The organism is Rhizobium sp. 05N49 (assembly GCF_056396805.1).
This window is the reverse complement of record NZ_JBFTME010000003.1, coordinates 1-25,184: the sequence shown is the minus strand read 5'-3', so window position 1 is coordinate 25,184 and position 25,184 is coordinate 1. Positions and strand designations below refer to the sequence as shown.

General features: G+C 59.8%; 23 protein-coding genes. 17 read left to right on the top strand and 6 right to left on the bottom strand.

Going from position 1 to position 25,184, the window contains the following annotated elements; translation table 11 throughout:
- Positions 1-72: 72 nt before the first annotated feature.
- A complete protein-coding gene (gene secA / locus AC1DF8_RS07365; protein ID WP_113144836.1) occupies positions 73-2,790 on the bottom strand; it encodes a preprotein translocase subunit SecA in 2,718 nt (905 codons plus the stop codon).
- 248 nt (positions 2,791-3,038) lie between these two features.
- Here secA and AC1DF8_RS07360 point away from each other — a divergent pair, with 248 nt between their 5' ends.
- The 6 genes from AC1DF8_RS07360 to AC1DF8_RS07335 all read left to right on the top strand — a co-directional run bounded on the left by AC1DF8_RS07360 (position 3,039) and on the right by AC1DF8_RS07335 (position 7,176).
- On the top strand, positions 3,039-3,923 hold the full coding sequence (locus AC1DF8_RS07360; protein ID WP_113204405.1) for a peptidylprolyl isomerase: 885 nt from the start codon (positions 3,039-3,041) through the stop codon (positions 3,921-3,923).
- Positions 3,924-4,035: 112 nt separating this feature from the next.
- Positions 4,036-5,277 carry a bifunctional glutamate N-acetyltransferase/amino-acid acetyltransferase ArgJ gene (argJ, locus tag AC1DF8_RS07355; protein WP_477995524.1) on the top strand — a complete coding sequence of 414 codons (1,242 nt, stop codon included), beginning with the start codon at positions 4,036-4,038 and terminating at the stop codon, positions 5,275-5,277.
- Positions 5,258-6,064, top strand: coding sequence for a GNAT family N-acetyltransferase (locus tag AC1DF8_RS07350; protein WP_112545137.1), 807 nt, complete (start codon positions 5,258-5,260; stop codon positions 6,062-6,064). The genes argJ and AC1DF8_RS07350 overlap by 20 nt, the downstream gene beginning before the upstream one ends.
- Complete coding sequence (gene mutT / locus AC1DF8_RS07345) at positions 6,061-6,474, top strand: 8-oxo-dGTP diphosphatase MutT (protein ID WP_112970903.1); 414 nt, start codon at positions 6,061-6,063, stop codon at positions 6,472-6,474. The genes AC1DF8_RS07350 and mutT overlap by 4 nt, the downstream gene beginning before the upstream one ends.
- 126 nt (positions 6,475-6,600) lie before the next feature.
- Positions 6,601-6,939 carry a hypothetical protein gene (locus AC1DF8_RS07340; RefSeq protein WP_112545139.1) on the top strand — a complete coding sequence of 113 codons (339 nt, stop codon included), beginning with the start codon at positions 6,601-6,603 and terminating at the stop codon, positions 6,937-6,939.
- Positions 6,940-7,008: 69 nt separating this feature from the next.
- Complete coding sequence (locus tag AC1DF8_RS07335; protein ID WP_112545140.1) at positions 7,009-7,176, top strand: Flp family type IVb pilin; 168 nt, start codon at positions 7,009-7,011, stop codon at positions 7,174-7,176.
- Positions 7,177-7,191: 15 nt separating this feature from the next.
- On the opposite strand, the gene AC1DF8_RS07330 is transcribed toward AC1DF8_RS07335, so the two are convergent.
- The gene (locus AC1DF8_RS07330) at positions 7,192-8,076 is read right to left on the bottom strand and encodes a methyltransferase domain-containing protein (RefSeq protein WP_477995520.1); all 885 of its coding nucleotides are present in this window, start codon (positions 8,074-8,076) and stop codon (positions 7,192-7,194) included.
- A 193-nt stretch (positions 8,077-8,269) separates the two neighbouring features.
- Here AC1DF8_RS07330 and AC1DF8_RS07325 point away from each other — a divergent pair, with 193 nt between their 5' ends.
- The 5 genes from AC1DF8_RS07325 to AC1DF8_RS07305 are packed head-to-tail and all read left to right on the top strand — an operon-like array spanning position 8,270 to position 11,193.
- The gene (locus AC1DF8_RS07325) at positions 8,270-9,031 is read left to right on the top strand and encodes a ComF family protein (protein WP_409564437.1); all 762 of its coding nucleotides are present in this window, start codon (positions 8,270-8,272) and stop codon (positions 9,029-9,031) included.
- A gap of 32 nt (positions 9,032-9,063) precedes the next feature.
- Positions 9,064-9,321 (top strand): glutaredoxin 3, encoded by a 258-nt coding sequence (gene grxC / locus AC1DF8_RS07320; protein ID WP_112545142.1) that lies wholly within the window; start codon positions 9,064-9,066, stop codon positions 9,319-9,321.
- A gap of 9 nt (positions 9,322-9,330) precedes the next feature.
- A complete protein-coding gene (locus AC1DF8_RS07315; protein WP_183849445.1) occupies positions 9,331-10,188 on the top strand; it encodes a carbon-nitrogen hydrolase family protein in 858 nt (285 codons plus the stop codon).
- Complete coding sequence (locus tag AC1DF8_RS07310; RefSeq protein WP_112545144.1) at positions 10,185-10,613, top strand: DUF1178 family protein; 429 nt, start codon at positions 10,185-10,187, stop codon at positions 10,611-10,613. Before AC1DF8_RS07315 ends, AC1DF8_RS07310 begins: the two co-directional genes overlap by 4 nt.
- A gap of 1 nt (position 10,614) precedes the next feature.
- Positions 10,615-11,193: a DUF3291 domain-containing protein gene (locus tag AC1DF8_RS07305; RefSeq protein ID WP_477995517.1), complete on the top strand. Its 579-nt coding sequence runs from the start codon at positions 10,615-10,617 to the stop codon at positions 11,191-11,193.
- Positions 11,194-11,203: 10 nt separating this feature from the next.
- Here the strand turns inward: AC1DF8_RS07305 and ubiG are convergent, their stop codons facing one another.
- Both ubiG and AC1DF8_RS07295 read right to left on the bottom strand, forming a co-directional pair.
- Positions 11,204-11,950 (bottom strand): bifunctional 2-polyprenyl-6-hydroxyphenol methylase/3-demethylubiquinol 3-O-methyltransferase UbiG, encoded by a 747-nt coding sequence (gene ubiG / locus AC1DF8_RS07300; protein ID WP_183849441.1) that lies wholly within the window; start codon positions 11,948-11,950, stop codon positions 11,204-11,206.
- A gap of 167 nt (positions 11,951-12,117) precedes the next feature.
- A complete protein-coding gene (locus AC1DF8_RS07295; protein ID WP_477995515.1) occupies positions 12,118-12,603 on the bottom strand; it encodes a BA14K family protein in 486 nt (161 codons plus the stop codon).
- A gap of 403 nt (positions 12,604-13,006) precedes the next feature.
- Here AC1DF8_RS07295 and AC1DF8_RS07290 point away from each other — a divergent pair, with 403 nt between their 5' ends.
- The 6 genes from AC1DF8_RS07290 (at position 13,007) to clpB (ending at position 22,656) form a co-directional block, all read left to right on the top strand.
- Positions 13,007-14,281, top strand: coding sequence for an aspartate kinase (locus AC1DF8_RS07290; RefSeq protein WP_477995513.1), 1,275 nt, complete (start codon positions 13,007-13,009; stop codon positions 14,279-14,281).
- 90 nt (positions 14,282-14,371) lie between these two features.
- Entirely contained in the window at positions 14,372-16,639 is a 2,268-nt protein-coding gene (ptsP, locus tag AC1DF8_RS07285; RefSeq protein ID WP_112545149.1) for a phosphoenolpyruvate--protein phosphotransferase, read from the top strand.
- Positions 16,640-16,667: 28 nt separating this feature from the next.
- Positions 16,668-17,747: a peptide chain release factor 1 gene (prfA, locus tag AC1DF8_RS07280; protein ID WP_477995511.1), complete on the top strand. Its 1,080-nt coding sequence runs from the start codon at positions 16,668-16,670 to the stop codon at positions 17,745-17,747.
- Positions 17,744-18,613, top strand: coding sequence for a peptide chain release factor N(5)-glutamine methyltransferase (gene prmC, locus AC1DF8_RS07275; protein WP_112970913.1), 870 nt, complete (start codon positions 17,744-17,746; stop codon positions 18,611-18,613). The genes prfA and prmC overlap by 4 nt, the downstream gene beginning before the upstream one ends.
- 346 nt (positions 18,614-18,959) lie before the next feature.
- Complete coding sequence (locus AC1DF8_RS07270; protein ID WP_477995509.1) at positions 18,960-19,667, top strand: DUF4167 domain-containing protein; 708 nt, start codon at positions 18,960-18,962, stop codon at positions 19,665-19,667.
- 385 nt (positions 19,668-20,052) lie between these two features.
- Positions 20,053-22,656 (top strand): ATP-dependent chaperone ClpB, encoded by a 2,604-nt coding sequence (clpB, locus tag AC1DF8_RS07265; RefSeq protein ID WP_477995507.1) that lies wholly within the window; start codon positions 20,053-20,055, stop codon positions 22,654-22,656.
- 68 nt (positions 22,657-22,724) lie between these two features.
- Here the strand turns inward: clpB and AC1DF8_RS07260 are convergent, their stop codons facing one another.
- The gene (locus tag AC1DF8_RS07260) at positions 22,725-24,668 is read right to left on the bottom strand and encodes a peptidoglycan DD-metalloendopeptidase family protein (protein WP_477995505.1); all 1,944 of its coding nucleotides are present in this window, start codon (positions 24,666-24,668) and stop codon (positions 22,725-22,727) included.
- 295 nt (positions 24,669-24,963) lie between these two features.
- Positions 24,964-25,184, bottom strand: a 221-nt coding sequence (locus AC1DF8_RS07255) for a hypothetical protein (RefSeq protein ID WP_477995503.1), incomplete at its 5' end; no start/stop codon positions are given.

Here is a 25,184-nt window from a genome sequence, read left to right as displayed (position 1 = left end):
GGTCTTGCCTGTGGCGGTGATCCATAATTGGGCGGAACTACCGAAGAAAAATGGCGCCCGAGGGCGCCATTCTCAAACCTGTTCGAAAGCACCGTGGCAGTGCTTGTATTTCTTGCCCGAGCCGCAGGGGCAGGCTTCGTTGCGGCCCACCTTACCCCAGGTCTGGGGATCGTCAGGATTGCGATTTTCCGGCGCCACGATCACTTCCTCTGCCTGGTAAGTCGTGTTGGCGAACTCGTCCTCGCCCGTCGTCGGGTCGAGGTGATGCGCCTGCATCAGCGGCGGTTCCGGCTGCGGCGGAGCCTGCTGCACCAGCTCGACGCGCATCAACTGCGCGGTCACAGCCTGGCGCAGATTGTTGAGCAGCGATTGGAAGAGCTCGAAGGCTTCAGACTTGTATTCCTGCAGCGGGTCGCGCTGGGCGTAACCACGGAAGCCGATGACCGAACGCAGGTGATCGAGATTGACGATGTGCTCGCGCCACAGATGATCAAGCGTCTGCATGACGACCTGACGCTCGACATAATGCATGATGTCGGGGCCAAAACGCTCGACCTTCTCGTTGAAGGCGGCGTTGGTGGCTTCCGTCAGGCGCTCGCGAATATCGTCCTCGCCGATCCCTTCCTCCTTCACCCAGTCCTCGACCGGCAGATCGAGATTGAGGATGTTGGTGACCTGTGTCTTCAGGCCTGCGGCATCCCACTGTTCGGCATAGGCGCGCTCGGGGATATGGGTGGTCACGAGATCGTCGACGACTTCGCGGCGCATATCGGACACAGTCTCGGAAATGTTCGGCGCTTCCATCATCTCGACACGCTGTTCGAAGATGACCTTGCGCTGGTCGTTCAGAACGTCGTCATATTTCAAGAGATTCTTACGAATATCGAAGTTGCGGGCTTCGACCTTCTTCTGCGCGCGTTCCAGAGCCTTGTTGATCCAGGGATGGACGATCGCCTCGCCATCCTTGAGGCCCAGCTTCTGCAGCATGCTGTCCATGCGGTCGGAGCCGAAGATGCGCATCAGGTCGTCCTGAAGCGAAAGATAGAACTTGGAACGGCCGGGGTCGCCCTGACGGCCGGAACGGCCGCGCAACTGATTGTCGATGCGGCGGCTTTCATGGCGCTCGGTGGCGATAACGTAGAGACCGCCGGCGGCAAGCGCCTTTTCCTTGAGCGCCTTGATTTCTTCGCGGATCGCCTCGACTTTCGCGTCGCGCTCGGCGCCCGGCTCGATTTCGGCGAGCTCATGCTCGAGACGCATGTCGAGGTTGCCGCCGAGCTGGATGTCGGTACCGCGGCCGGCCATGTTGGTGGCGATCGTCACCGCACCCGGCACGCCGGCCTGGGCGACGATATAGGCTTCCTGTTCATGATAGCGGGCGTTCAGAACTTGGAAGTTCGTGAAGCCCTGCTTGCGCATCAGCTCGGCCAGGAATTCCGACTTTTCGATCGAGGTCGTACCGACAAGCACCGGCTGGCCGCGCTTGTGCGCGTCCAGGATCTCGGTGATGATCGCCTTGTACTTCTCCTCGACGGTCCGGTAGACCTCGTCGTCTTCGTCGATACGCTTGATCGGCAGGTTGGTCGGCACCTCGAGAACGTCGAGATTGTAGATGTTGCCGAATTCTTCCGCTTCCGTCTGGGCCGTGCCGGTCATGCCGGCAAGCTTGGCATACATGCGGAAGTAGTTCTGGAAGGTGATCGAAGCCAGCGTCTGGTTTTCCGGCTGGATTTGCACCTTTTCCTTGGCTTCCAGCGCCTGATGCTGGCCTTCCGAATAGCGGCGGCCCGGCATCATGCGGCCGGTGAATTCGTCGATGATGACGATCTCGCCGTTGCGGACGATGTAGTCCTTGTCGCGCTGGAAGAGCTTGTGAGCCTTCAGCGCATTGTTGATGTGGTGAACGATCGCGACGTTTTCGATGTCGTAGAGCGAGGCGCCCTTCAGGAGGCCGGCCTGCTTCAGCAGGTTTTCCAGCTTCTCGGTGCCGACTTCGGAGAAGTTCGCCGAACGCTGCTTTTCATCGATCTCATAGTCTTCCGGCGTCAGTAGCGGAATGTAAGTGTCGATGGTGTTGTAAAGGTCGGAGCGATCGTCGAGCGGGCCGGAGATGATGAGCGGTGTGCGCGCTTCGTCGACCAGGATCGAGTCCACTTCGTCGACGATCGCGAAGTTATGGCCGCGCTGGACCATCTGGTTCGTCTCGTACTTCATGTTATCGCGCAGATAATCGAAGCCGAGTTCATTGTTGGTCGCGTAGGTGATGTCGCAATTGTAGGCGTCACGGCGCTCCTCGTCGGAAAGGCCATGGACGATGACCCCCGTTGTCAGGCCGAGGAAGCCGTAGAGACGGCCCATGGTCGCTGCGTCGCGCTGAGCGAGGTAGTCGTTGACGGTGACGACATGCACGCCTTTGCCGGCGAGTGCGTTCAGATAGACCGGCAGGGTCGCGACCAGCGTTTTACCTTCGCCGGTCTTCATTTCGGCGATGGCATTGGAATGCAGGATCATGCCGCCGACGAGCTGTACGTCAAAAGGTCGCATGCCGAGAACGCGGCGCGAGGCTTCGCGAACGACCGCGAAGGCCGGAATCAGGATGTCGTCCAGTGACTTGCCTTCTGCGAGGAGCGCGCGGAACTCCACCGTCTTTGCGGCAAGCTGCTCGTCCGTCAGCGCCTTGGTCTTCTCTTCAATAGAGTTGATTGCGGCGACGTTCGGCTGGAAGGACCGCACGCGGCGATCGTTGGCTGAGCCAAATAACTTGCGGGCAATACCGCCAAAGCTGACCATATGACTGGTCCTTTCTGAATATTCTTCCCCGACGTTTCTTATTCGCCACCCAGCCGAAAAACAGGCGCACGCTTGAAAACGCCCGGAAACTGTTCTGGACGCGAGGTTGCGTGACAGATAAGAGGGGGGGCAAATGATGTCAACGGATTTGGCTGATATAGAAAGGCCACATTCCGGTGTTGAAGGCTGTTTTCGGGCTGGATTCACGAAAGCTGAAGCCGGCGGCTATAATTGTGAAGGGTTATTTGATGTTGAGCAGTAAAAAACTTGCCGCGCTGGCGTTTACCGCCCTCGTGGCGTTTCAGGCTCCCGCCTTTGCCGATGACGCTGTCGTCGCCAAGGTCGGCAATCTGGAAATCCATCAGTCGGAACTCGATCTGGCTGTCGCCAATCTCGACCCACAGCTCGCGCAGCTTCCCGATGACCAGAAGAAGGTCGCCGCACTTTCGGCCGCCATCGACGTGAAGCTTCTGGCTTCCGACGCGACCGCCGAGAAGCTCGACCAGACCGACGACTTCAAGAAGCGCATGCAGTACCTGACCGACCGCGAGCTTCACAACGCCTACTTCAAGAAGCATGTCGTCGATACCGTGACCGATGCCGACGTCAAGGCGCGCTACGACAAGGAAGTTGCCGCCCTGCCGAAGCAGGAAGAGGTTCACGCCCGCCACATCCTCGTCAAGACCGAGGACGAGGCCAAGGACGTCATCAAGCAGCTCGACGCCGGCAAGGATTTTGCCGAGCTCGCCAAGGAAAAGTCCACCGATCCGAACAAGGATGACGGCGGCGACCTCGGCTACTTCACCCGCGGCCGCATGGTCAAGGAATTCGAGGATGCTGCTTTCTCTCTCGAAAAGGGCACCTATTCCAAGACACCTGTGAAGACCGACTTCGGTTATCATGTGATCAAGGTCGAGGATAAGCGCGACGCTCCGCCGCCGCCGTTCGAACAGGTACAGGACCAGGTTCGTCAACTCGTCATGCGTGACAAGTATCTTGCGCTTCTGAACGATGCGAAAGCCAAGGCCAAGGTCGAGATCATGGACGAAACGCTTCGCAAGGGTTACGAAAACGCGAACAAGCAGCCAGAGCCGGGCGCCGAGCCCGTGCCGGCACCGGCGCCGCAGCAGTAATCATCAGCATTTGGGCCCGGTTCTTCCGGGCCCTTCACTATCATCGTCGCATTTCCGGATGGCGGACCGGCTTCCACTTCGCCTGGAAATGCATATTGGCAGGTCTCATTCTATGTCCGCTACCGTTTCTCCGCTTGCCCCGAAAACCTTTGCCTCGCTGCCCGCGCTTCGCGGCGTGCGCATGGCGACCGCTTCCGCCGGCATCAAATACAAGAACCGGACGGATGTGCTGATGATGGTCTTTGATGCGCCGGCTGCCGTTGCCGGCGTTTTCACCAAGTCGAAGTGCCCTTCCGCTCCGGTTGATTTCTGCCGGACCAACCTGCCGCACGGGACGGCACGCGCCGTTGTCGTCAATTCCGGCAATGCCAACGCCTTTACCGGCCTGAAGGGCCGCGCCGCGACCGAGCTCACGGCAAAGTCCGCCGCTGCCGCCGTCGGCTGCCGCGAAAATGAAATCTTTCTCGCGTCGACCGGCGTCATTGGCGAACCGCTCGACGCCAGCAAATTTGCCGGTGTGCTCGACAAGATGCACGCCGATGCGACGGGCGATTTCTGGTTCGAGGCCGCCAAGGCGATCATGACCACCGACACCTATCCGAAGGTCGCGACCCGGACGGCTGAAATTGGCGGTGTGAAGGTGACGATCAACGGTATCGCCAAGGGAGCCGGCATGATCGCGCCCGACATGGCGACCATGCTCTCCTTCGTCGTTACCGACGCTGCGATCGATTCCCCCGTACTGCAGTCGCTCTTGTCTGCCGGCGTCGAACCGAGCTTCAATTCCATGACGGTTGATAGCGACACCTCGACCTCGGACACGCTGATGCTGTTTGCGACAGGTGCAGCAGCGACCGACGGACAGGCTCGGATCACAAGCGCGGACGATCCGCAGCTCGGCGCATTCCGTTCGGCGCTCAACGACCTTCTCAAGGACCTGGCAATCCAGGTTGCCCGCGACGGCGAGGGGGCGACGAAGATGCTCGAGATCACCGTCACCGGCGCCGAGAGCGATGCCGCCGCCAAGACGATCGCCCTTTCCATCGCCAATTCGCCGCTGGTCAAGACTGCTGCTGCCGGCGAAGATGCCAATTGGGGCCGGATCGTCATGGCTGTCGGCAAGGCCGGCGAAATGGCCGATCGTGACCGGCTCGCCATCTGGTTCGGTGATGTGCGTGTTGCCGTCAATGGTGAACGTGACCCCAGCTATTCCGAGGATGCTGCCTCGGCTGTCATGAAGAAGCAGGATATTCCTGTGAAGGTCGACATTGGCCTCGGCTCCGGCAAGGCCACGGTCTGGACCTGCGACCTCACCAAGGAATATGTTGCGATCAATGGCGACTACCGGAGCTGATCGTTCGTTGATGCAGGCATCCCTTCAGAAGCAGAACCTGCCGCTGGTCCGGCGGCTGGAGGCCGTGGGCTTTCGCGCCTGGCCGGCCGCTTCCGTGCAATATGACGGAAGCTGGCAGGTTCGCCTAACCGCCGGCCATCCCTCCAACCGCCTGAACTCCATCGTGCCGCTCGATCCGTCCGACCATCGTGACGTCGAGATCAGGCTGGAGAAGGCAAGCCGTAAATTCGAGGCCTATGGCCGCTCCGCCGTGCTGCGCGAGACACCGCTTGCATCGCCTGTTCTGATCGACATGATCAAGGAACAGGGTTGGAAACGTTTCGATGAGACGGCCGTCATGGTCTGCGATCTCTCGCAGGCCGATCTGCCCGATACGCTCGATCACCTTCCAACACATGACGTTGGCCGGTTCGTCGATGCCAATCTCGCCGTCGACCAGGCGTCACCTTCGATGAAGCCAGCGCTTGCCGAGATCATTTCTGCAATCAAGCCGCCGTCCGGTCTCTTCATGATCGAGGATACAATCCAAGGCTCGCTGGCAACGGTCCTCTGCGTGCAGGACAATGATCTTGCCGGCATTATGTCGCTGTCGGTCGCCGATAGCCATCGCCGCAAGGGGCTTGGTATCGAGATCCTGACGTCGGCTTTGCGCTGGGCGCGGATGCGCAGCGCTCGTACAGCCTGGCTGCAGGTGAAACTCTCCAATGCGCCGGCAATCGCGCTCTATGAGCGTCTCGGCTTCCGTGATGCCTATCACTATTGCTATTGGCGGGAGCGTTGCGAATGAGCGAAGCCGGAAGGAAATTGCTCCTGGTCGCAGCCTGTGCGCTGATCGATGCGGATGGGCGGATCCTTCTGGCGCAGCGGCCGGAGGGCAAGTCGCTTGCCGGCCTGTGGGAATTTCCAGGCGGCAAGGTCGAACCCGGCGAGACGCCCGAGGAAACGCTGGTGCGCGAACTGAACGAAGAGCTCGGTATCTCGACGAAGGTGCCATGTCTTGCGCCGCTGACCTTCGCAAGCCACAGCTACGATACGTTCCACCTGCTTATGCCGCTCTATGTCTGCCGCCGCTACGAGGGCATTCCGCATGGTCGTGAGGGCCAGGCAATCAAATGGGTGCGCCCGCAGGCACTGCGCGATTATCCGATGCCGCCGGCCGATGAACCGCTCATTCCGGTGTTGCAGGATTTACTTTAGCTTTTGTTGATTATTGGGACGAAACGTCGATTTCGCCTGTGGATATTAATCGATCATTTAGCACCTTCTGGCAATGATCGGCCTCACTCAAGCAACTGGCGTGTGTGTATTTAAGGGCTTGACGTCATGGACGACGATTTCTGGAAAGCTGTGCGCGAAAAGGAACGCGCTTCTTCGTCTGCTTCACGCAGGACGGGGGCGCTCAATATTGCCCTTCTCTTCGGTACCGCTGTAGTGGCGCTGACCCTTATCCTGACGCCTATGCTGGCGGATTCTTCCAAGAAGAGCGTGCTTGCCAGCGCGCCGGCCGATTTCGACACGATCACCACCGGTTCCATTCCGAAGGTGGAGAATGGCGCGAAGAGCGAGAACGGCAAGCGCTATACAATCCGTCGCAGCGTGCTCCAGGATACGCCTGGCTCTGTCTGTGTCGTCCAGGGCTACGGTGTCGGCGCCGGCTGCTGAGGAAATCAGGCTTCCGTCGCCGGGGCTTGCGAATGTCGTTGCTGTCTTGCGTGCAAAAGGGTTGGGTTGATGGATTTGCTGAAGAAATTTCTGACGGACAGAAGCGGTGCGACGGCTATCGAATATGGATTGATCGCAGCGCTGATGGCGGTTGCCCTTATTGGAGGCCTGGGTGTGTTCACCGATGGCCTGCGCGGCGTGTTCAATACCGTCGAGAATAACCTGACAATCAACTGAGCTATCCGTCAGGCCTCACTGCCTCAGTTTCTGCTCTTCCACCTTCAATGCGTCAGCCAGCCTTGCCTTGGCCGATCCCGGTTTCAGGGGCTTCTGCTGGCTTTCATGCGGTGCCCATCCAGACACATAGATTATTGAAAATGTTGCGCGGATACGGCCGTCCGGGTCCGAAAAGCGCTCGGCATAGATTTCCGCTGCGCGCAGGAAGAAGGCACGCGTCAGCGGCTTGTGGCTGCGAGCAGACAGCGGATTCGTCATGCCCATCGCTTTCAGGTCACGCATCAGCGGAAACAGTGAATCATAGCGGACAGTGTAATTCTCCGCATCGATGACGGGCAGCGCAAAGCCTGCTCGCTGCAGCAAACCGCCGACATCGCGCACATCGGCGAAGGGGATGACGCGTGGGCTTGCCCCACCGGTCATCTCGATTTCAGTTGCGAGCAGCACCTCGCGCAGTTCCTGCAGCGTGCCGGCGCCAGGAATGGCGGCCAGGAACAAGCCGTCCGGTTTCAACGCGCGGCGAATCTGGATGAAAACACCGGGTGTGTCGTTGGTCAGGTGCAGGTTGAGTGGTGCAATCACCAGATTGGCTGATTGGGGCGCGAGCGGCACGTCTTCGAGCGGTGCTTCGAGAAAAGATTCACCGGCCGCGACATAGCGGATGTCGCTTTCCACGCGGGTGAGGCTGCCGACCTTGCCGGTCGCGATCGCCGCATGGGCGGCCGCACCCGTCGTGCCGTGCAGTTCTACCGCATGTTCGAAACTGCGCTCCACGACGGCGAGGCGGTCTGCCAGTTCCTCGGCGGCGATATCGAGCAGGAAGCCTGCTTTCGGGTCGTTGTTTGCGAGCGCGCGCCGACGGTTTGCGGCGATCTGCGCCTTGTCGAAGATGATATCCATGGCGATGTCCATATTCCCCCGTCCGGCAGGCGGCAAGGCGATTTTCCTTTGGCGCGACGCGCCAGTGCGTCTCGCGGCTCTTGAGCTCGGCCTGCCACGCTTTGGGTCTTCGTTTTATGCATGTCACTCTCGCAAAACCGCTACACACTTTTGTGCGACATGCTCTAGTCTGCCTCATATGGGGACGATCGAGATGAAAAGTGAGGCGGTGCGGATATGGGCGCAGTTTCTGCAGCCGTTTTCGATGCTTGCCGATCTTGTCTATCCGCCGGCCTGCGCGGCTTGTGGTGTTTCGACAGGCGGTCACCGCGGGCTCTGTGCCAAATGCTGGTCCGAGGTCCGCTTCATCGAGCGCCCTTATTGCGAGGTGCTCGGCCTTCCCTTTTCTCATGATCTCGGCGCCGGCATCCTGAGTGCTGAAGCGATCGCCAATCCACCTCCCTTCGATCGACTGCGTTCAGCAGCCACCCTCGATCACGCCGTTCGAACCTTGGTCCATGGTCTGAAATACCGCGATCGTACGGATCTCGCACCGATGATGGCCGCCTGGATGCTGCGCGCCTCGGACGGCATGGTCGAACGCTGCGACGCCATCATTCCGGTTCCCCTCCATCGCACCCGCATGGTTTCGCGCAAATTCAACCAGGCCGCAGAGCTTGCCCGACATTTGGCCGGGCTTGCCGGAAAGCCGCTATTGCCGGCAACGCTCCTGCGTGTGAAGCGGACCAGTCAGCAGGTCGGTCTTGGCTTGCGGGCGCGCGAAGACAATGTCCGTGGCGCTTTTGCAGTTGCCGCGGGCAGGGAAAGCGATGTCTTCGGAAAACGCATCGTGCTTGTCGACGACGTCTTTACGACAGGAGCGACAGTTGGTGCGGCAACGCGCGCGCTGCGCAAGGCGGGGGCCTCCGATATAACGGTTTTGACCTTTGCAAGGGCTATCGCAGAAACTATATGACAGAAAGAAAACAGCACTGTCTGGAGAGCTTCATGGTACCCGTTACCATTTATACGCGCCAATTCTGCGGCTATTGTGCACGCGCCAAATCTCTTCTTGAAGAGAAGGGGGTCGATTATGTCGAACATGACGCCACCTTCTCGCCCGAGCTTCGCCAGGAAATGCTTGGCAAGTCGAACGGCCGCACAACATTTCCGCAGATTTTCGTCGGCAGCACGCATGTCGGCGGTTGCGATGATCTCTACGCGCTCGATCGGGCAGGCAAGCTCGATCCGCTGCTGGCAGCCTGAGGAAGAGCGATGAGTTTCACGGCTGCCGCCATTCAGATGTGTTCCGGTGTCGATCCGGAGCGGAATGCCGCTTCGATGGCGCGTCTCGTCCGAGCAGCTGCCGCGCAGGGCGCCACCTATGTGCAAACGCCGGAAATGACCGGCATGCTGCAGCGTAACCGGGCTGCTGCAAAAGAAGTGCTGCGCGACGAGAGCAATGACATCATCGTCAAGACCGGCTCGGCGCTTGCGGCTGAGCTCGGCATCTATATGCATGTCGGCTCGACGGCGATTGCGCTCGATGACGGCAAGATGGCCAATCGCGGTTTCCTCTTCGGACCTGACGGAAAGATCCTGAACCGATACGACAAGATCCATATGTTCGACGTCGACCTCGACAACGGCGAGAGCTGGCGCGAAAGCGCCGCCTACCGGCCGGGGTCCGAAGCGCGCGTTCTGTCTTTGCCTTTTGCCGAGATGGGTTTCACTATCTGTTATGACGTGCGTTTCCCGCAGCTTTTCCGTGCGCAGGCGGTTGCCGGTGCCGAGGTGATGACCGTTCCGGCCGCTTTTACGAAGCAGACCGGAGAGGCGCATTGGGAGATCCTGCTGCGGGCGCGTGCCATCGAAAACGGCGTCTTCGTCATCGCGGCAGCGCAGGCTGGCCTGCACGAGGACGGTCGGGAGACATTCGGTCATTCCATGATCATCGACCCCTGGGGCAAGGTGCTCGCGGCGGCCGGCCCGACTGGCGAGGCCGTCATTTTGGCAGAGATCGATCCGGCGGCTGTGAAGGCCGCACATGACAAGATTCCAAACCTTAAGAACGGACGGGAGTTTTCCATCGAGAGGATTGCGGGGGGAATCTCGGGAGGCGTCGCAGCTTGATCCGCTATTCCCTCATTTGTGAGAATGCCCATGAGTTCGAAGGCTGGTTTTCAGAAAGCGCGGATTTCGACCGGCAGGTCGCAAGCGGGTTTCTGACCTGTCCCGTCTGCAATTCCGCCTCCATCTCGAAATCGCTGATGGCGCCGTCGGTCTCGACTGCACGCAAGAAGGACGAGATACAGTCTGTTGCCATGGACGTGGCTCGCCGCGAAGCCTTCCTGAAGCTCAAGGAAGCGGTTGCAGCGGTCAAGGCGAATTCGGAGGATGTCGGGACGCGTTTTCCCGAAGAGGCCCGCAAGATCCATTATGGCGAGGCGGATGCTCGCGGCATTATCGGCCAGGCGACACCCGATGAAGCGCAGTCGCTGGTCGAAGAGGGCATCGAGATTGCTGCCCTGCCGATCCTGCCTGAAGACGTGAACTGATATGGAGACTGCGCGGCTGGCCTTCTATAATTTCGGCCTGCATGTCGCACCTTCTGACAGCAGGGCCGTCGAAGGCTTCGTTCTTCGTGAACCTCCGAATTTCGAAGCTGCCGCCCGGGCGTGCGGCTTCATTGGCCGCTCAGGCTATCCCGGATATCCCGGCCCCAGAAGCTGGGGGCCGCAGGTTTTTCCGCGTTACATCGAGGGCAGCGGTTTCACCTCTGCGCCATCTTCCCTGTCATTATGGGCCGATATCGAGTCTCTGATGGCTTTCACCTATAATGGTGTTCATGCCGACGCCCTGAAACATGCCCGCAACTGGAATGTGAAGCAGACTTGGCCGCCGCTCGTCCTATGGTGGGTTTCAGTCTATCATCGGCCGGACTGGCAGGAAGGTGTGGAGCGTCTCGAATATCTTGCCGACCACGGCGCAAGCCCTAAGGCCTTCAACTTCAAACAGCCCTTTGGGCCTGACGGGGCGGAAATTGTGATCGATCGCGACCACGTCAAAGAGCTTGCCGCGCGCAATGCCGAGACGCAGAAGGATCTGCTCGCTTTCGTCCAAACTTTGAAGGTCTAGACCGTCGCGATCAAGCCGGCCGCTTTGCCAGCAACATGTAGTTCACATCCATGTCTTTCGACAGGTTCCACTGGTTTGCCAGCGGATTGAAGAAGACGCCTGTGCGGTCGATGATTTCGAGGCCGTTTGCGACGAGCGGTTTTTCCAGCTCTTCGGGGCGCACCAGCTTTTCATATTGATGCGTGCCGCGCGGCAGCCAGCGCAGGACATTTTCGGCGGCAAAAATGGCAAGCGCGGCCGCCTTCATGGTGCGGTTGATGGTGGCGACGAACATCAGGCCGCCCGGCCGGACCATGCCGGCGCAGGTATTCATGAAAAGCTCGACATCGGCCACATGCTCCACCACTTCCATGTTGAGCACGATATCGAAGGCCTCACCGGCCTCGGCGAGCTGCTCTGCGGTGACGGCCCGATAGTCGACCGTAACACCCGATGCCTTGGCATGGGTTGAAGCGATGCCGATGTTTTTTTCGGAGGGGTCCGCGCCGACTACTTCGGCCCCCATACGGGCAACCGGCTCCGACAGAAGGCCGCCACCACAGCCGATATCGAGCACGCGCAGGCCTTCAAGCGGTTTGGCACTCTTTGGATTGCGAGAGAAATTCTCCGCTGCCCTGTCGCGGATATAGGCCAGGCGAACAGGATTGAACTTGTGCAGCGGCTTGAACTTGCCGGTCGGGCTCCACCACTCGGCTGCCATGGCGGAAAAGCGATCGACTTCGCTCTGGTCGATTGTTGTTTTGGCCGCTTCGTTCATCTGCCGCTCCTTCATGTCCTGTCAGTGAAGTCGGATGATCGGTGCGATAAGTCAAGGGCGCTCAAGCCGCACCGGACGCTTGGTATACATCTTAACAAAACGAGCGAGCCTCAAGACATTAAAAAACCCCGCGTCTTCGCGGGGTTCGTATCAAAGGTCATGCAGATTCAGCGGCACTGACGGCGCGGGCCGTATGTGGGCTGGTAGGTGTTGTCATACGCGCGGTATGAGCGATAGCGGCTGTAGCAGTAATCGGCATGCGAACTGCCCGTCTGCACGCGCGGCTGCGAGGCTATAATGCCGCCGATGATTGCGCCGGCGGCCAAGCCCCCGATAATGGCGCCGGTGTTGTCATGGTGCCGATAATACCGGTCGCGGTAATAGCGGTCGCCATAATAGCGGCGGTCCCTGTCCCATCCGCGATCATAGCGATAACGGTCCGAATAGCGGTAATTGCGGCCCCAACCTTGATTATAACGAGGGCATTTCGTGAAGTTGTTGCAGCCCACCTGGAGAAGCTCGGCCTGGTCGCCGGCGGCTTGGGGTTGCACTGCCGACTGGACAGGGTTTGCCGTATAGGCCGGGCCCGCCCAAGCGGGCATTCCGGAGAATGCGGTTGCTATCGACAGTGCAAATATCGCTAATCTTCTCATTCTGCTCACCAGCTTTCTTGACGTATCTATTGCTGTTTAAACGCATTTCCGACCACTAAGTTCAATCGCCTTCATGCTCCGGTTTGACGGATATAGCGAAAGAGATGTTTTGCGTGGGCGGCGCGGACCGTTTCCGGCGAACTCCTGCCGTCTCCATTTCACCCTTTCCCCGCCCTTGCCACCCCTTGCCAAACTCGCTAAGAGACGCGCCAACTTTCGTCCTTGGTTGGCGGGGCCAGAAGCGTTCCAGAAACCAGTATTTCCGGGCTCTTCGGCCATTCGGCAGCCGGGGTTTTCTGATGCCCGGGAGGGCAATGCGTCTCCCGGCGGTTTGTGAACGCGTGGCGTACCGGAGAAGCAAATCCCGTTTCCGGCAGTGGCGCGCGGGTCGTGGTAGAGGCTTATGGCACGCATCGTTATGAAATTCGGCGGAACCTCCGTCGCTGATCTGGACCGCATCAAGAACGTTGCCCGCCATGTGAAACGTGAAGTCGACGCCGGCCATGAAGTGGCAGTCGTCGTTTCCGCCATGTCCGGCAAGACCAATGAGCTGGTTGGCTGGGTGCAAGGCACGCCGAAAGTGATCGGCGCCAACTCGCCTTTCTACGACGCACGCGAATATGACGCCGTGGTCGCCTCAGGTGAACAGGTCACGTCAGGCCTTCTGGCGATCGCTCTGCAGAGCATGGGCATCAACGCCCGTTCCTGGCAGGGCTGGCAGATTCCGATCCGCACAGACAACGCGCATGGCGCCGCGCGCATCATGGAGATCGACGGCACCGATATCATCAAACGCATGGGCGAGGGTCAGGTCGCGGTCGTTGCCGGCTTCCAGGGGCTTGGCCCCGATAACCGCATTTCGACGCTCGGGCGCGGCGGATCGGACACGTCGGCAGTGGCGATCGCGGCCGCAGTGAAGGCCGACCGCTGCGACATCTATACCGACGTCGACGGCGTCTACACGACCGATCCGCGCATCGAGCCCAAGGCCCGGCGCCTGAAGAAGATCGCCTTCGAAGAAATGCTGGAAATGGCGTCTCTCGGCGCCAAGGTTCTCCAGGTGCGCTCGGTGGAGCTTGCCATGGTGCACAAGGTACGCACCTTTGTGCGTTCGTCTTTCGAGGATCCCGATGCTCCGGGCATGGGTGACCTCTTGAACCCGCCCGGAACGCTGATTTGTGACGAGGATGAAATCGTGGAACAGGAAGTAGTCACCGGCATCGCCTATGCCAAGGATGAGGCTCAGATCTCGCTTCGCCGTCTTGCCGACCGGCCGGGCGTTTCCGCCGCGATCTTCGGGCCGCTTGCCGAAAGCCACATCAACGTTGACATGATCGTCCAGAACATCTCTGAAGATGGTTCGAAGACGGACATGACCTYCACCGTTCCCTCGGGAGATGTCGAGAAGGCCATCAAGGTCCTCTCCGACAACAAGGCGAAGATCGGCTACGACGTTGCACAGAGCGAATCGGGGCTGGTGAAGGTCTCGGTCATCGGCATCGGCATGCGCAGCCATGCGGGTGTTGCGGCGACCGCCTTCCGGGCACTTGCCGAAAAAGGCATCAACATCAAGGCAATTACAACTTCGGAGATCAAGATTTCGATCCTGATCGACGGTCCTTACGCAGAACTCGCTGTCAGAACTTTGCATTCCTGCTACGGTCTGGATAAGAATTGATTCCCAGCGGGCGGCCTGCCCCTTCAGGTTGAAGATGCGGCCGGTTCTTCTGTCCGCACCAAGCGTTTGTTTCGGGGAGCTTGAGACGCAATGAGAGACCTTTCCGGCGGTCCGCGCGTATTGCTCAAGCGGCTGCGCGAATTGATGGCGGAGCCGCTGGAGCCGCAGGAGCGACTCGACCGGATCGTGCGCCAGATCGCCAGCAACATGGTGGCAGAGGTGTGCTCCGTCTACGTGCTGCGGGCCGACGGCGTTCTCGAGCTCTATGCGACCGAAGGTCTCAAAAAAGAAGCCGTCCACCTTTCGCAACTGAAGATGGGGCAGGGTCTCGTCGGCACGATCGCCGCATCGGCCCAGCCGCTCAATCTTTCCGACGCACAGTCGCATCCGGCCTTCCGCTACCTGCCGGAAACGGGTGAAGAGATCTATCATTCCTTCCTCGGTGTACCGATCCTGCGGACCGGCCGCTCGCTCGGCGTTCTCGTCGTGCAGAACAAGGCGAGCCGCAATTATCGCGACGAGGAGCTGGAGGCGCTCGAAACGACGGCGATGGTTCTCGCCGAGATGATCGCGACCGGCGAACTCAAGAAGATCACCAAGCCGGGTCTCGAACTCGATCTCACCCGTTCGGTCACAGTCGACGGCGATACCTATAATGACGGCATCGGCCTTGGTTACGTCGTGCTGCACGAGCCGCGCATCGTTGTTACCAATCTCCTCAATGAAGATGCGGAGAAGGAAATCCGGCGGCTGGCGGAAGCCATGGGCTCGCTCAGGATCTCGATCGACGACATGCTGTCGCGCCGCGATGTCTCCATGGAAGGTGAGCACCGCGAGGTGCTCGAAACCTATCGCATGTTCGCCCATGACCAGGGCTGGGTGCGCAAGCTGGAAGAAGCGATCCGTAACGGCCTGACGGCGGAAGCGGCGGTGGAGAAGGTCCAGAGCGACACCAAGGCGCGCATGATGCGCCTGACCGATCCGTATCTTCGCGAGCGGATGCACGACTTCGAAGATCTGGCGAACCGGCTGCTGCGCGTATTGACCGGTTATACGGGTCGCACGACGGCTGAAGGCTTTCCGACCGACGCGATCATCCTGGCGCGTGCCATGGGGGCGGCGGAGCTTCTCGACTACCCGCGCGCCAATGTGCGCGGTCTGGTGCTGGAAGAAGGCGCGGTGACGAGCCATGTGGTGATCGTTGCACGCGCCATGGGCATTCCGGTCATCGGCCAGGCGGCGGGTGTCGTCGCTCTTGCCGAAAATGGCGATGCCGTCATTATCGATGGTGACGAAGGGCATGTGCATATCCGACCGATGCCGGAGCATCAGCGCTCCTATGAAGAAAAGGTTCGCTTCCGCGCCCGCCGGCAGGAGCAGTTCCGGGCATTGCGTTCCGTTGAGCCGGTCACCCGGGATGGTCAGCGCATTCAGCTTCTGATGAATGCCGGCCTGCTGGTCGACCTTCCGCAGTTGGCGGAATCGGGTGCGGAGGGCATCGGTCTCTTCCGCACAGAACTTCAATTCATGATCGCATCAACCATGCCGAAGGCGGAAGAGCAGGAGATGTTCTACCGCAATGTGCTGAAGCAGGCGGCGGGCCGTGTCGTGACTTTCCGTACGCTCGATATCGGTGGCGATAAGGTCGTTCCTTATTTCCGCGGCCACGAGGAAGAGAATCCGGCGCTCGGCTGGCGGGCAATCCGCCTGTCGCTTGACCGTCCGGGGCTGTTGCGTACCCAGCTGCGCGCCATGCTGAAGGCTGCGGCAGGCGCCGAGCTGAAGCTGATGGTGCCGATGGTGACCGAGGTTTCTGAGCTCAGGCAGGTGCGCGAACTTCTGCAGAAGGAAGTGCAGCATCTGTCGCGTTTCGGCCACGGTCTGCCGCGCAAGCTGCAGTTCGGCGCGATGCTGGAAGTGCCGGCGCTGCTCTGGCAGCTCGACGAGCTGATGGATGCGGTCGATTTCGTCTCGGTCGGTTCCAACGATCTCTTCCAGTTCGCCATGGCGGTCGATCGCGGCAACGCGCGGGTGTCGGAGCGCTTCGATCCACTGGAGCGGCCGTTCCTGCGGATTCTGCGCGATATCGTGCGCGGTGCCGATCGCAATAAGACACCGGTGACGCTCTGCGGCGAGCTGGCAGGAAAGCCGCTTTCGGCCATGGCGTTGCTGGGCGTCGGTTTCCGCTCCATCTCCATGTCGCCGGCTTCGATCGGACCGGTCAAGGCGATGCTGCTGGGCCTCGATGCCGAGGCTCTCACTAAGGCCGTTAACGAGGCGCTGGACGACCGGAATGCGACCGTGCCGATGCGCGAAGTGCTTGCCCGCTTCGCCGAGAGCCACAATATTCCCCTTTAGACATATATAAGAAGAATTGGAGCAAGGGGTGGCGAAGCTTCCCATTGAAAAGATGCGCGAGCTTGAGCGCCGGTTCGGCGAGATCGAAGCGCGCATGTCGGCCGGCCCTTCGGCCGATGTTTATGTAAAGCTCGCGTCCGAATATTCAGAGCTGCAGCCGGTCGTCACAAAGATCCGTGCCTATCAGAAAGCACTCGGCGAACTTGCCGATCTGGAGGTGCTGCTCGAGGACAAGTCCGTGGATCGCGACATGCGCGAGCTCGCCGAACTCGAGCTGCCTGACGTGAAAGAGCGGATCGAGGCGCTGGAGAACGAAATCCAGATCCTGCTGCTGCCGAAGGATGCGGCCGATGAAAAGAGCGCGATCCTGGAAATCCGCGCCGGCACCGGCGGCAACGAGGCTGCGCTTTTTGCCGGTGACCTTTTCCGCATGTACGAGCGCTACGCGTCGACACATGGCTGGAAGGTGGAAGTGCTGTCGTCAAGCGAGGGCGAAGCCGGCGGCTTTAAGGAAATCATCGCTACAATCACCGGCAAAGGTGTCTTTGCCAAGCTGAAGTTCGAATCCGGCGTGCACCGTGTGCAGCGTGTGCCGGAGACGGAAGCCGGCGGGCGCATCCACACATCGGCGGCGACGGTTGCGGTTCTGCCCGAGGCCGAGGAGATCGATATCGAAATCCGGCCAGAGGATATCCGCATCGATACGATGCGCTCGTCGGGTGCGGGCGGCCAGCACGTCAACACGACGGACTCGGCGGTGCGTATCACGCACTTGCCGACAGGTATCGTTGTGACCAGCTCGGAAAAATCGCAGCACCAGAACCGCGCCAAGGCCATGCAGGTGCTTCGGTCGCGTCTTTACGATGCCGAGCGGCAGAGGGCCGATAGCGAACGGTCTGCCGACCGCAAAAGCCAGGTCGGATCCGGCGACCGTTCTGAGCGCATCCGCACCTACAATTTCCCGCAGGGTCGTGTGACCGACCATCGTATCAACCTGACACTTTATAAACTCGACCGGATAATGATCGGCGAGATCGACGAAGTGGTGGATGCGCTGCTTGCCGATTATCAGGCGAGCCAGCTCGCGCAGCTTGGCGAACAGCAATGACCGCATCCGGGCCGACGGTTTCCGAAATGCTTGCCGAGGCCCGGCGCCGTTTCACGGAAGCCGGCATAGCTGATCCGCAGACCGATGCGCGGCTGCTGATTTCGGGATTGTTGAAGCTCTCGCCGACCGAGATGCTGACCGCAGGCCGTGACGTGGTTTCGGAAGAGCAGGCGGGAACCATCGGTCGGGCGATCGAAAGGCGGTTGAAACACGAGCCGGTGCATCGCATTCTCGGAGAGCGGGAGTTCTACGGCCTGCCGCTTTCGCTGTCCGCCGGCACGCTGGAACCGCGACCGGATACGGAAATCCTCGTCGATACGATCATTCCTTATCTGCGCGACCTTGCAAAGACGGAGGACAATCTCCACATCCTTGATCTAGGAACCGGGACCGGAGCGATTTGTCTTGCGCTCCTGAGTGAATGCCCGGAAGCATCAGGCATCGGCAGCGACATTTCGACCGATGCACTTGAGACGGCAAGATCAAACGCAGAAAGAAACGGATTGCAGGATCGATTCACGACCATTCGGTCGAACTGGTTCGAGAACATCCACGGGACGTTTCATGCGCTTGTCTCAAATCCGCCCTATATTGCTTCCAATGTTATTCACGATCTCGCTCCCGAAGTGACGAAATTTGATCCAGCTGCAGCTCTGGACGGCGGCTCGGATGGGCTTGACGCCTACAAAGCCATAGCAAAAGATGCCGGAAGGTTCGTACGGCCAAATGGGATCGTCGGACTTGAAATAGGCTATGATCAGCGAAACGATGTGACGGCGATCTTTGAAGCGGAAGGCTTCAAGTGCCTCAAATCCGTGAAAGACTATGGTCAGAATGACAGAGTGCTCGTGTTCTCGCCGGCATGACCGGCGACAAATTGCAGCATCGAACTGGACATTGTTGCTATTGCGAAGAAAAAGGCTTGGATTTCCCGAGGAAGCAATATAGGTTGCCCTCACGCGTTGGGCGCATAGGAATGAACGAGATTCGTTCGGTACTTGCTCAGCTTCGGGGGTCTGCTCTTTTAAACGAGAGTTTCAAAAGTTGAACACGACCCAATGCGTGAATCAGTCAAACTGACTTGAAGACAAGCGGCAGGTCGGCGCGAAGGCGCACTATGCTTGCGGCACGAAGGCCCTGATCCGGATAGACCGGTCTTGGCGGTTGGTGCCATGTATCCAATCACAAACAGAGAATTCAGGTGAACGATCGATGAGGCCAGGACAGCAGAACAAGCGCGGTCGAGGGCGTGGCAATAACAATAATAACAATGGCGGCGGCGGAAATAACAATAACAACAATTTCAACCGCAAGGGCGGCAATCCGCTGACCAGGACTTATGACAGTTCCGGTCCCGATGTGAAGATCCGCGGCACTGCCCAGCACATCGCTGAGAAATATGCGCAGCTCGCCCGTGACGCTCAAAGTTCCGGCGACCGCGTCATAGCTGAGAACTATCTGCAGCATGCCGAGCACTACAACCGCATTATTGCTGCCGCACAGGCGCAGATGCAGGAACGCTTCCAGCGCGATGATCGCCAGGACTTTAACGATCGCGATAATGCGGACCGTGACGGCGACGAACTGGATATGGCGGACAGCGACGACGTCGTCATCGTTCAGCCGCCCCATCAGCAACAGCGCGAACAGAAGCGGCCAGCTGCTGCAGCACCGGCACCCGCCCAGTCTGAGGCGGAAGTGATCGACGGCACCGGCCCGCAGCCGGACATCGAGGGCATCCCTGCCGAAGTCGCGATGGAAGAGGAAGGCTCTGCTGCGCCGCAGCGCGAGCGACAGCCCCGCCGCCGCAATGCTGGCAGCCGCCCGCGCCGTCCGCGTCGCGGTGCTGAAGGTGAGGCCACCGGCGAGGAAGGTGCTTCCGCCGAAGCGCCGGTTCTGGCTGAAGCTGCTTCCGAATAAGTTCGGTTCATATGTGGAACTTGAAAGGCTGCCCTCTCGGGCGGCCTTTTCTTTCTTGCGCAGTCGCGTTGCCTTTCGCGGCGTGGGGCCTGGAAGGCGTCATGAGGTTCCTTGCCTACGGTGCGGCCGAAGGCGACTTCAGCAAGAAATAGGTGCGGCCGGACGTGGAGCCGCGGCCAAATAGCGTCTGCGAAGCAAGCGCTTTCGGGCGGCAGTTTTCCGGTGCCTCACCCCTTTAAACTCTCCGGATTCTCCACCATATCCTGCCCAGGTTGTTTGCCGCGAATCTCAATGGCGACAAACAGGGGCTTGCCTTTTGAGGGAGCTCAATCTCAATCATCGGTCTGTGCCTTATGAAGGGCAGGGCGATTCATGGAGGTAACATATGAATATCGAGAAATACTCCGAGCGGGTGCGCGGTTTCGTTCAGTCCGCCCAGACCTATGCGCTTGCGCAGGGGCACCAGCAATTCACTGCAGAACATGTGCTCAAAGTCCTGCTCGATGACGATCAGGGCATGGCCGCTTCGCTGATCGAGCGCGCCGGCGGTGATGTAAAAGCCGCGCGGCTCGCCAATGATGCCGCGCTTGCCAAGCTGCCGAAGATTTCCGGCGGCAATGGTAACATCTATCTTGCCCAGCCGCTTGCCAAGGTCTTCTCCACTGCCGAAGAAGCTGCAAAAAAGGCCGGCGATAGCTTCGTGACGGTCGAACGTCTGCTGCAGGCACTGGCGATCGAAACCTCTGCCTCGACCTATCAGTCGCTGAAGAATGCCGGTGTGACCGCGCAGGCGCTCAATCAGGTCATCAATGAAATCCGCAAGGGCCGCACCGCCGATACAGCCAGCGCCGAGCAGGGTTTCGACAGCCTGAAGAAATATGCACGCGACCTGACAAGCGATGCCCGCGAAGGCAAGCTCGACCCGGTTATCGGCCGCGACGATGAAATTCGCCGCACGATCCAGGTTCTCTCGCGCCGTACCAAGAACAATCCCGTTCTGATCGGCGAGCCGGGCGTCGGCAAGACCGCGATCGTCGAAGGGCTTGCGCTGCGTATCGTCAATGGCGACGTGCCTGAGAGCCTGAAGGACAAGAAGCTGATGGCGCTCGACATGGGCGCCCTGATTGCCGGCGCGAAGTTCCGCGGCGAGTTCGAGGAACGCCTTAAGGCGGTGCTGAACGAGGTCCAGTCTGAAAATGGCGAGATCATCCTCTTCATCGATGAAATGCACACGCTTGTTGGCGCCGGCAAGGCTGACGGCGCGATGGATGCCTCGAACCTGCTGAAGCCGGCTCTTGCCCGCGGCGAACTGCATTGCGTCGGTGCGACGACGCTCGACGAATATCGCAAACATGTCGAGAAGGATCCGGCTCTTGCCCGCCGCTTCCAGCCGGTCATGGTCGAAGAGCCGACGGTCGAGGATACGATTTCGATCCTGCGCGGCCTGAAGGAAAAATATGAGCAGCATCACAAGGTGCGCATTGCAGATGCCGCGCTGGTTGCCGCTGCGACCCTTTCCAACCGTTATATCACCGACCGTTTCCTGCCGGACAAAGCGATCGACCTGATGGACGAGGCGGCTGCCCGCCTGCGTATGCAGGTGGACTCCAAGCCGGAAGAGCTCGATGAACTCGACCGTCGCATCATCCAGCTGAAGATCGAACGCGAGGCGCTGAAGAAGGAAACCGATGTGGCGTCCGCGGATCGGCTCAAGCGGCTGGAAGGCGAGCTTTCCTCGCTCGAGGAAGAAGCGGATGCGCTGACAGCCCGCTGGCAGGCGGAAAAGCAGAAGCTCGGTCTTGCCGCTGACCTGAAGAAGCAGCTCGACGATGCCCGCAACGAATTGGCGATCGCCCAGCGCAAGGGTGAATTCCAGCGCGCTGGCGAGCTTGCCTATGGCGTGATCCCGGGTCTCGAAAAGCAGCTTGCCGATGCCGAAAGCAAGGAAGACAACAGCCGCAACGCGATGGTCCAGGAGGTCGTGACCCCCGACAATATCGCCCACGTCGTCTCCCGGTGGACCGGCATTCCTGTCGACAAGATGCTGGAAGGCGAACGCGACAAGCTGCTCAGGATGGAAGACGATCTGGCGAAATCGGTGATCGGCCAGGGCGATGCGGTTCAGGCTGTATCCCGTGCCGTGCGTCGTGCCCGCGCAGGCCTTCAGGATCCGAACCGGCCGATCGGCTCGTTCATCTTCCTCGGCCCGACCGGTGTCGGCAAGACGGAGCTTACCAAGGCGCTTGCCCGCTTCCTTTTCGACGACGAGACGGCAATGGTGCGCATGGATATGTCCGAGTATATGGAGAAGCACTCCGTTGCCCGGCTGATCGGTGCGCCTCCCGGCTATGTCGGCTATGACGAAGGTGGTGCGCTGACGGAAGCCGTCCGCCGCCGGCCCTATCAGGTCGTGCTGTTCGACGAGATCGAGAAGGCGCATCCCGATGTCTTCAACATCCTGCTGCAGGTCCTGGACGAGGGTCGCTTGACCGATGGYCAGGGCCGGACGGTCGACTTCCGCAACACGATGATCATCATGACCTCGAACCTCGGTGCCGAATACCTGACGCAGTTGCGTGAGGGGGAGGACAGCGAGACTGTTCGCGAGCAGGTGATGGACGTGGTTCGCGGTCACTTCCGGCCGGAATTCCTGAACCGTATCGACGAGATCATCCTCTTCCATCGCCTGAAGCGTGAGGAAATGGGCGCGATCGTCGATATTCAGCTGAAGCGGCTGATTTCGCTGTTGTCCGAGCGCAAGATCGTGCTCGACCTCGATGAGGACGCCCGCAACTGGCTGGCGAACAAGGGATACGATCCGGTCTACGGCGCGCGTCCGCTGAAGCGGGTGATCCAGAAATTCGTCCAGGATCCGCTTGCCGAGCAGATCCTCTCGGGCCAGGTGCCGGACGGATCGACGGTGAAGATCACCAGTGGATCGGATCGCTTGCTGTTCCGGTCGAAACAGTCGGTCAGCGAAGCGGCGTAAGGCTGCGTTCACGAGAATTGAAAATGGCGGCTTTCGGGCCGCCGTTTTTGTTTCTGCAGACGGGAGGATTACTTGCTGGCGACCTGGTCCGAGGCGGGCTGGTTGTTCAGCAGCGTGTCGATGCGTTTGCGCTCGTCCTCGAACTTGGCGAGTGCATCGCCCTGGAGCGACTTGCCGCCCGGCAGGCGGATGCGAAGCGGGTCGACCTTGGTGCCGTTGACGATCAGTTCGTAATGCAGATGCGGGCCGGTGGATTCGCCTGTCGTGCCCACCCAGCCGATGACCTGGCCCTGTCGCACCTTTGCTCCGGGCACGATGCCTTTGGCGATGGCGCTCTGGTGGTTATAGGAGGATTCATAGCCATTGGCATGGCGGACGATCGTTTGGTTGCCGTAGCCGCCGGAGTCCCAGCCGGCCTTTTCGACCGTACCATTACCGGCTGCGATGATCGCCGTTCCGCGCGGCGCTGCCCAGTCTACACCCGTATGCATGCGCGCGAAGCCGAGGATCGGATGGCGGCGCATGCCGAAGCCGGACTTGAAAATACCGTTCGGGACAGGATTGCGCAGCAGGAACTGCCGGATGCTCTTACCCTCCTGATCGAAGTAGTCGATCGTGCCGTCTTCCGGGTCCTGAAAGCGATAGAAGCGCGTCAACGTGTCGCCGAAGCGGGCGTTGACATAGAGAAGGTCGGAATCCTCGGTCGCCTGGCCGTTGCTGTCAGCCACCGAGAAGAAGGCTTCGAGGTAGTCCGTCGGCTTCAACTGCGCCTGGAAATCGACATTGGCGGCAAGCAGCTTGATGATCAGCGCGGTCATATCCTTGGTCATGCCGTAGGAAAGGGCTGCGCGGTAAATGCCGTCGTAGACGCGCGGCAGATTCTGGCCGGCGGGCGGAGCGAAGGAATTGTCTTCGAAAGCGGTGGCGATCGCATCCAGCATCGGTGGTTCGCTGCCGGCCACGAAGCGGCCCTTGTCATCGAGGGCGACAGTGATGAGATGGCGCGTATTGCGATAGATGCTGGCCCGAATGATCTTCGCCTGCTCGCCCTTCTGAATGATACCGATGCGCAGGACGTCGCCCTTGGAAAGCGTATCGGTGCCGAGCACCGGGGTGATATAACCGGACATGCCATCTGCCTGTGGCTGCGGATAGCCGGAATCGGCGAGCGCCTTGGCAATTGTCGTGTCCTGGCGCACCGGCAGAATATCGTCGGCGAATTCCTCGGTCTGCGGTGTGATGGATTCCGGTGCCGAGACGGTCATATTCTGTTCGAGCACGCGTGCGGCAAGGCCGGCCGTCAAATCGACGTCATTGTCCTCGGCGGAGAAGCGGCGCGGATCCACATAGTAAAGGGCCGCGAGCTGGGCATTTCCATCCGTCAGAACGGATCCGTTGGAGCGGACGTTTTCCTCAACCTCGTCAAGCGACAGGCCAGGGGCCATGTTGAAATTGGATTTGCCGGTGGGGAAGGGGACGGTCTTCAATGCCACTTCGGATTCGACATCGGAGCCGTAGATTGCGCCGGTACGGCTTTGCGGTGCCGGCTGGGGCTCGTCGGCCGAGAAGATCGCCAGCGGATCGAAGTCCGGATAATCCTCAGTTGCCACGTGATTGGCAGCCAGCATCATCTTCACATGAGAGAAGGGCTGGCGGCGCACGACTTCCTTCTCGCCGTCATGGACAACGGTCGAGACCTCCATGATGGCGCGGTCGGATGGTTTGGCGGCGATGACGGGGGCGATCAGACGACCGCCGCGGGTAACAGATGTATCCTGATGTGCGTCTGCCGATGCGCTTGCATAGGCTTCGGCCGGGATTGCCAGCTGCTGCCTGCCGTCGAGCGCAGCAAAGAGTGCGACACCCATGAGGATGGAAGAGGTAATGCCGGTGAGGAACGTGCCCGAAAGCCAGCGAAGCGAAACTTCGCGTCGGTCGGGCGCGCGTCGCCCGTCTGCCAGAAGCGGAGGCTCGCTGCCGAGCGAGCGGATCATCATTTTCTCCGTCATCATGGCAGTGGAGTTCGCATCCTTACATTCGATGTCGTTCTGAGCATCCGCGGGCCATCCTGGCTGGGGCGAAAGATGTGCATATTTTGGGCACTGAAGTCAAATCACACCGGGAATGGCACCTTACGTGCGCATGCCTGCGTGAATCCTACGTGTTTCCTCTCACCAGCAGAATGTGATGATGTCGGGGCGAAGAGGAGCAAAATCGCATCTTCCACAACAAAACCGACAAACAGTCATGTTTTTCAGGCTTTCCAGCGTGATCAGAATCCGGGAAATCGACGAATTCCAATGGCCTCTATAAAATCTCGTGAGAAAACAACATGATACGAGAAAGATGATTTTTTTGAAAAAGGCCTGTTGACTGTTTCGGTGTGTGAGGATTATAAGCCCACTCACTGACGAGGGCGGCGGCGCTGCTGGCGACGAAGTCTCTCGTTCTAAAGAAATCAAGCGGATTGGCTGATGCTGGTTTGTTGCTCTTGGCGGAAGTTAGGGGCGTTGATTGGGGCGTTGATT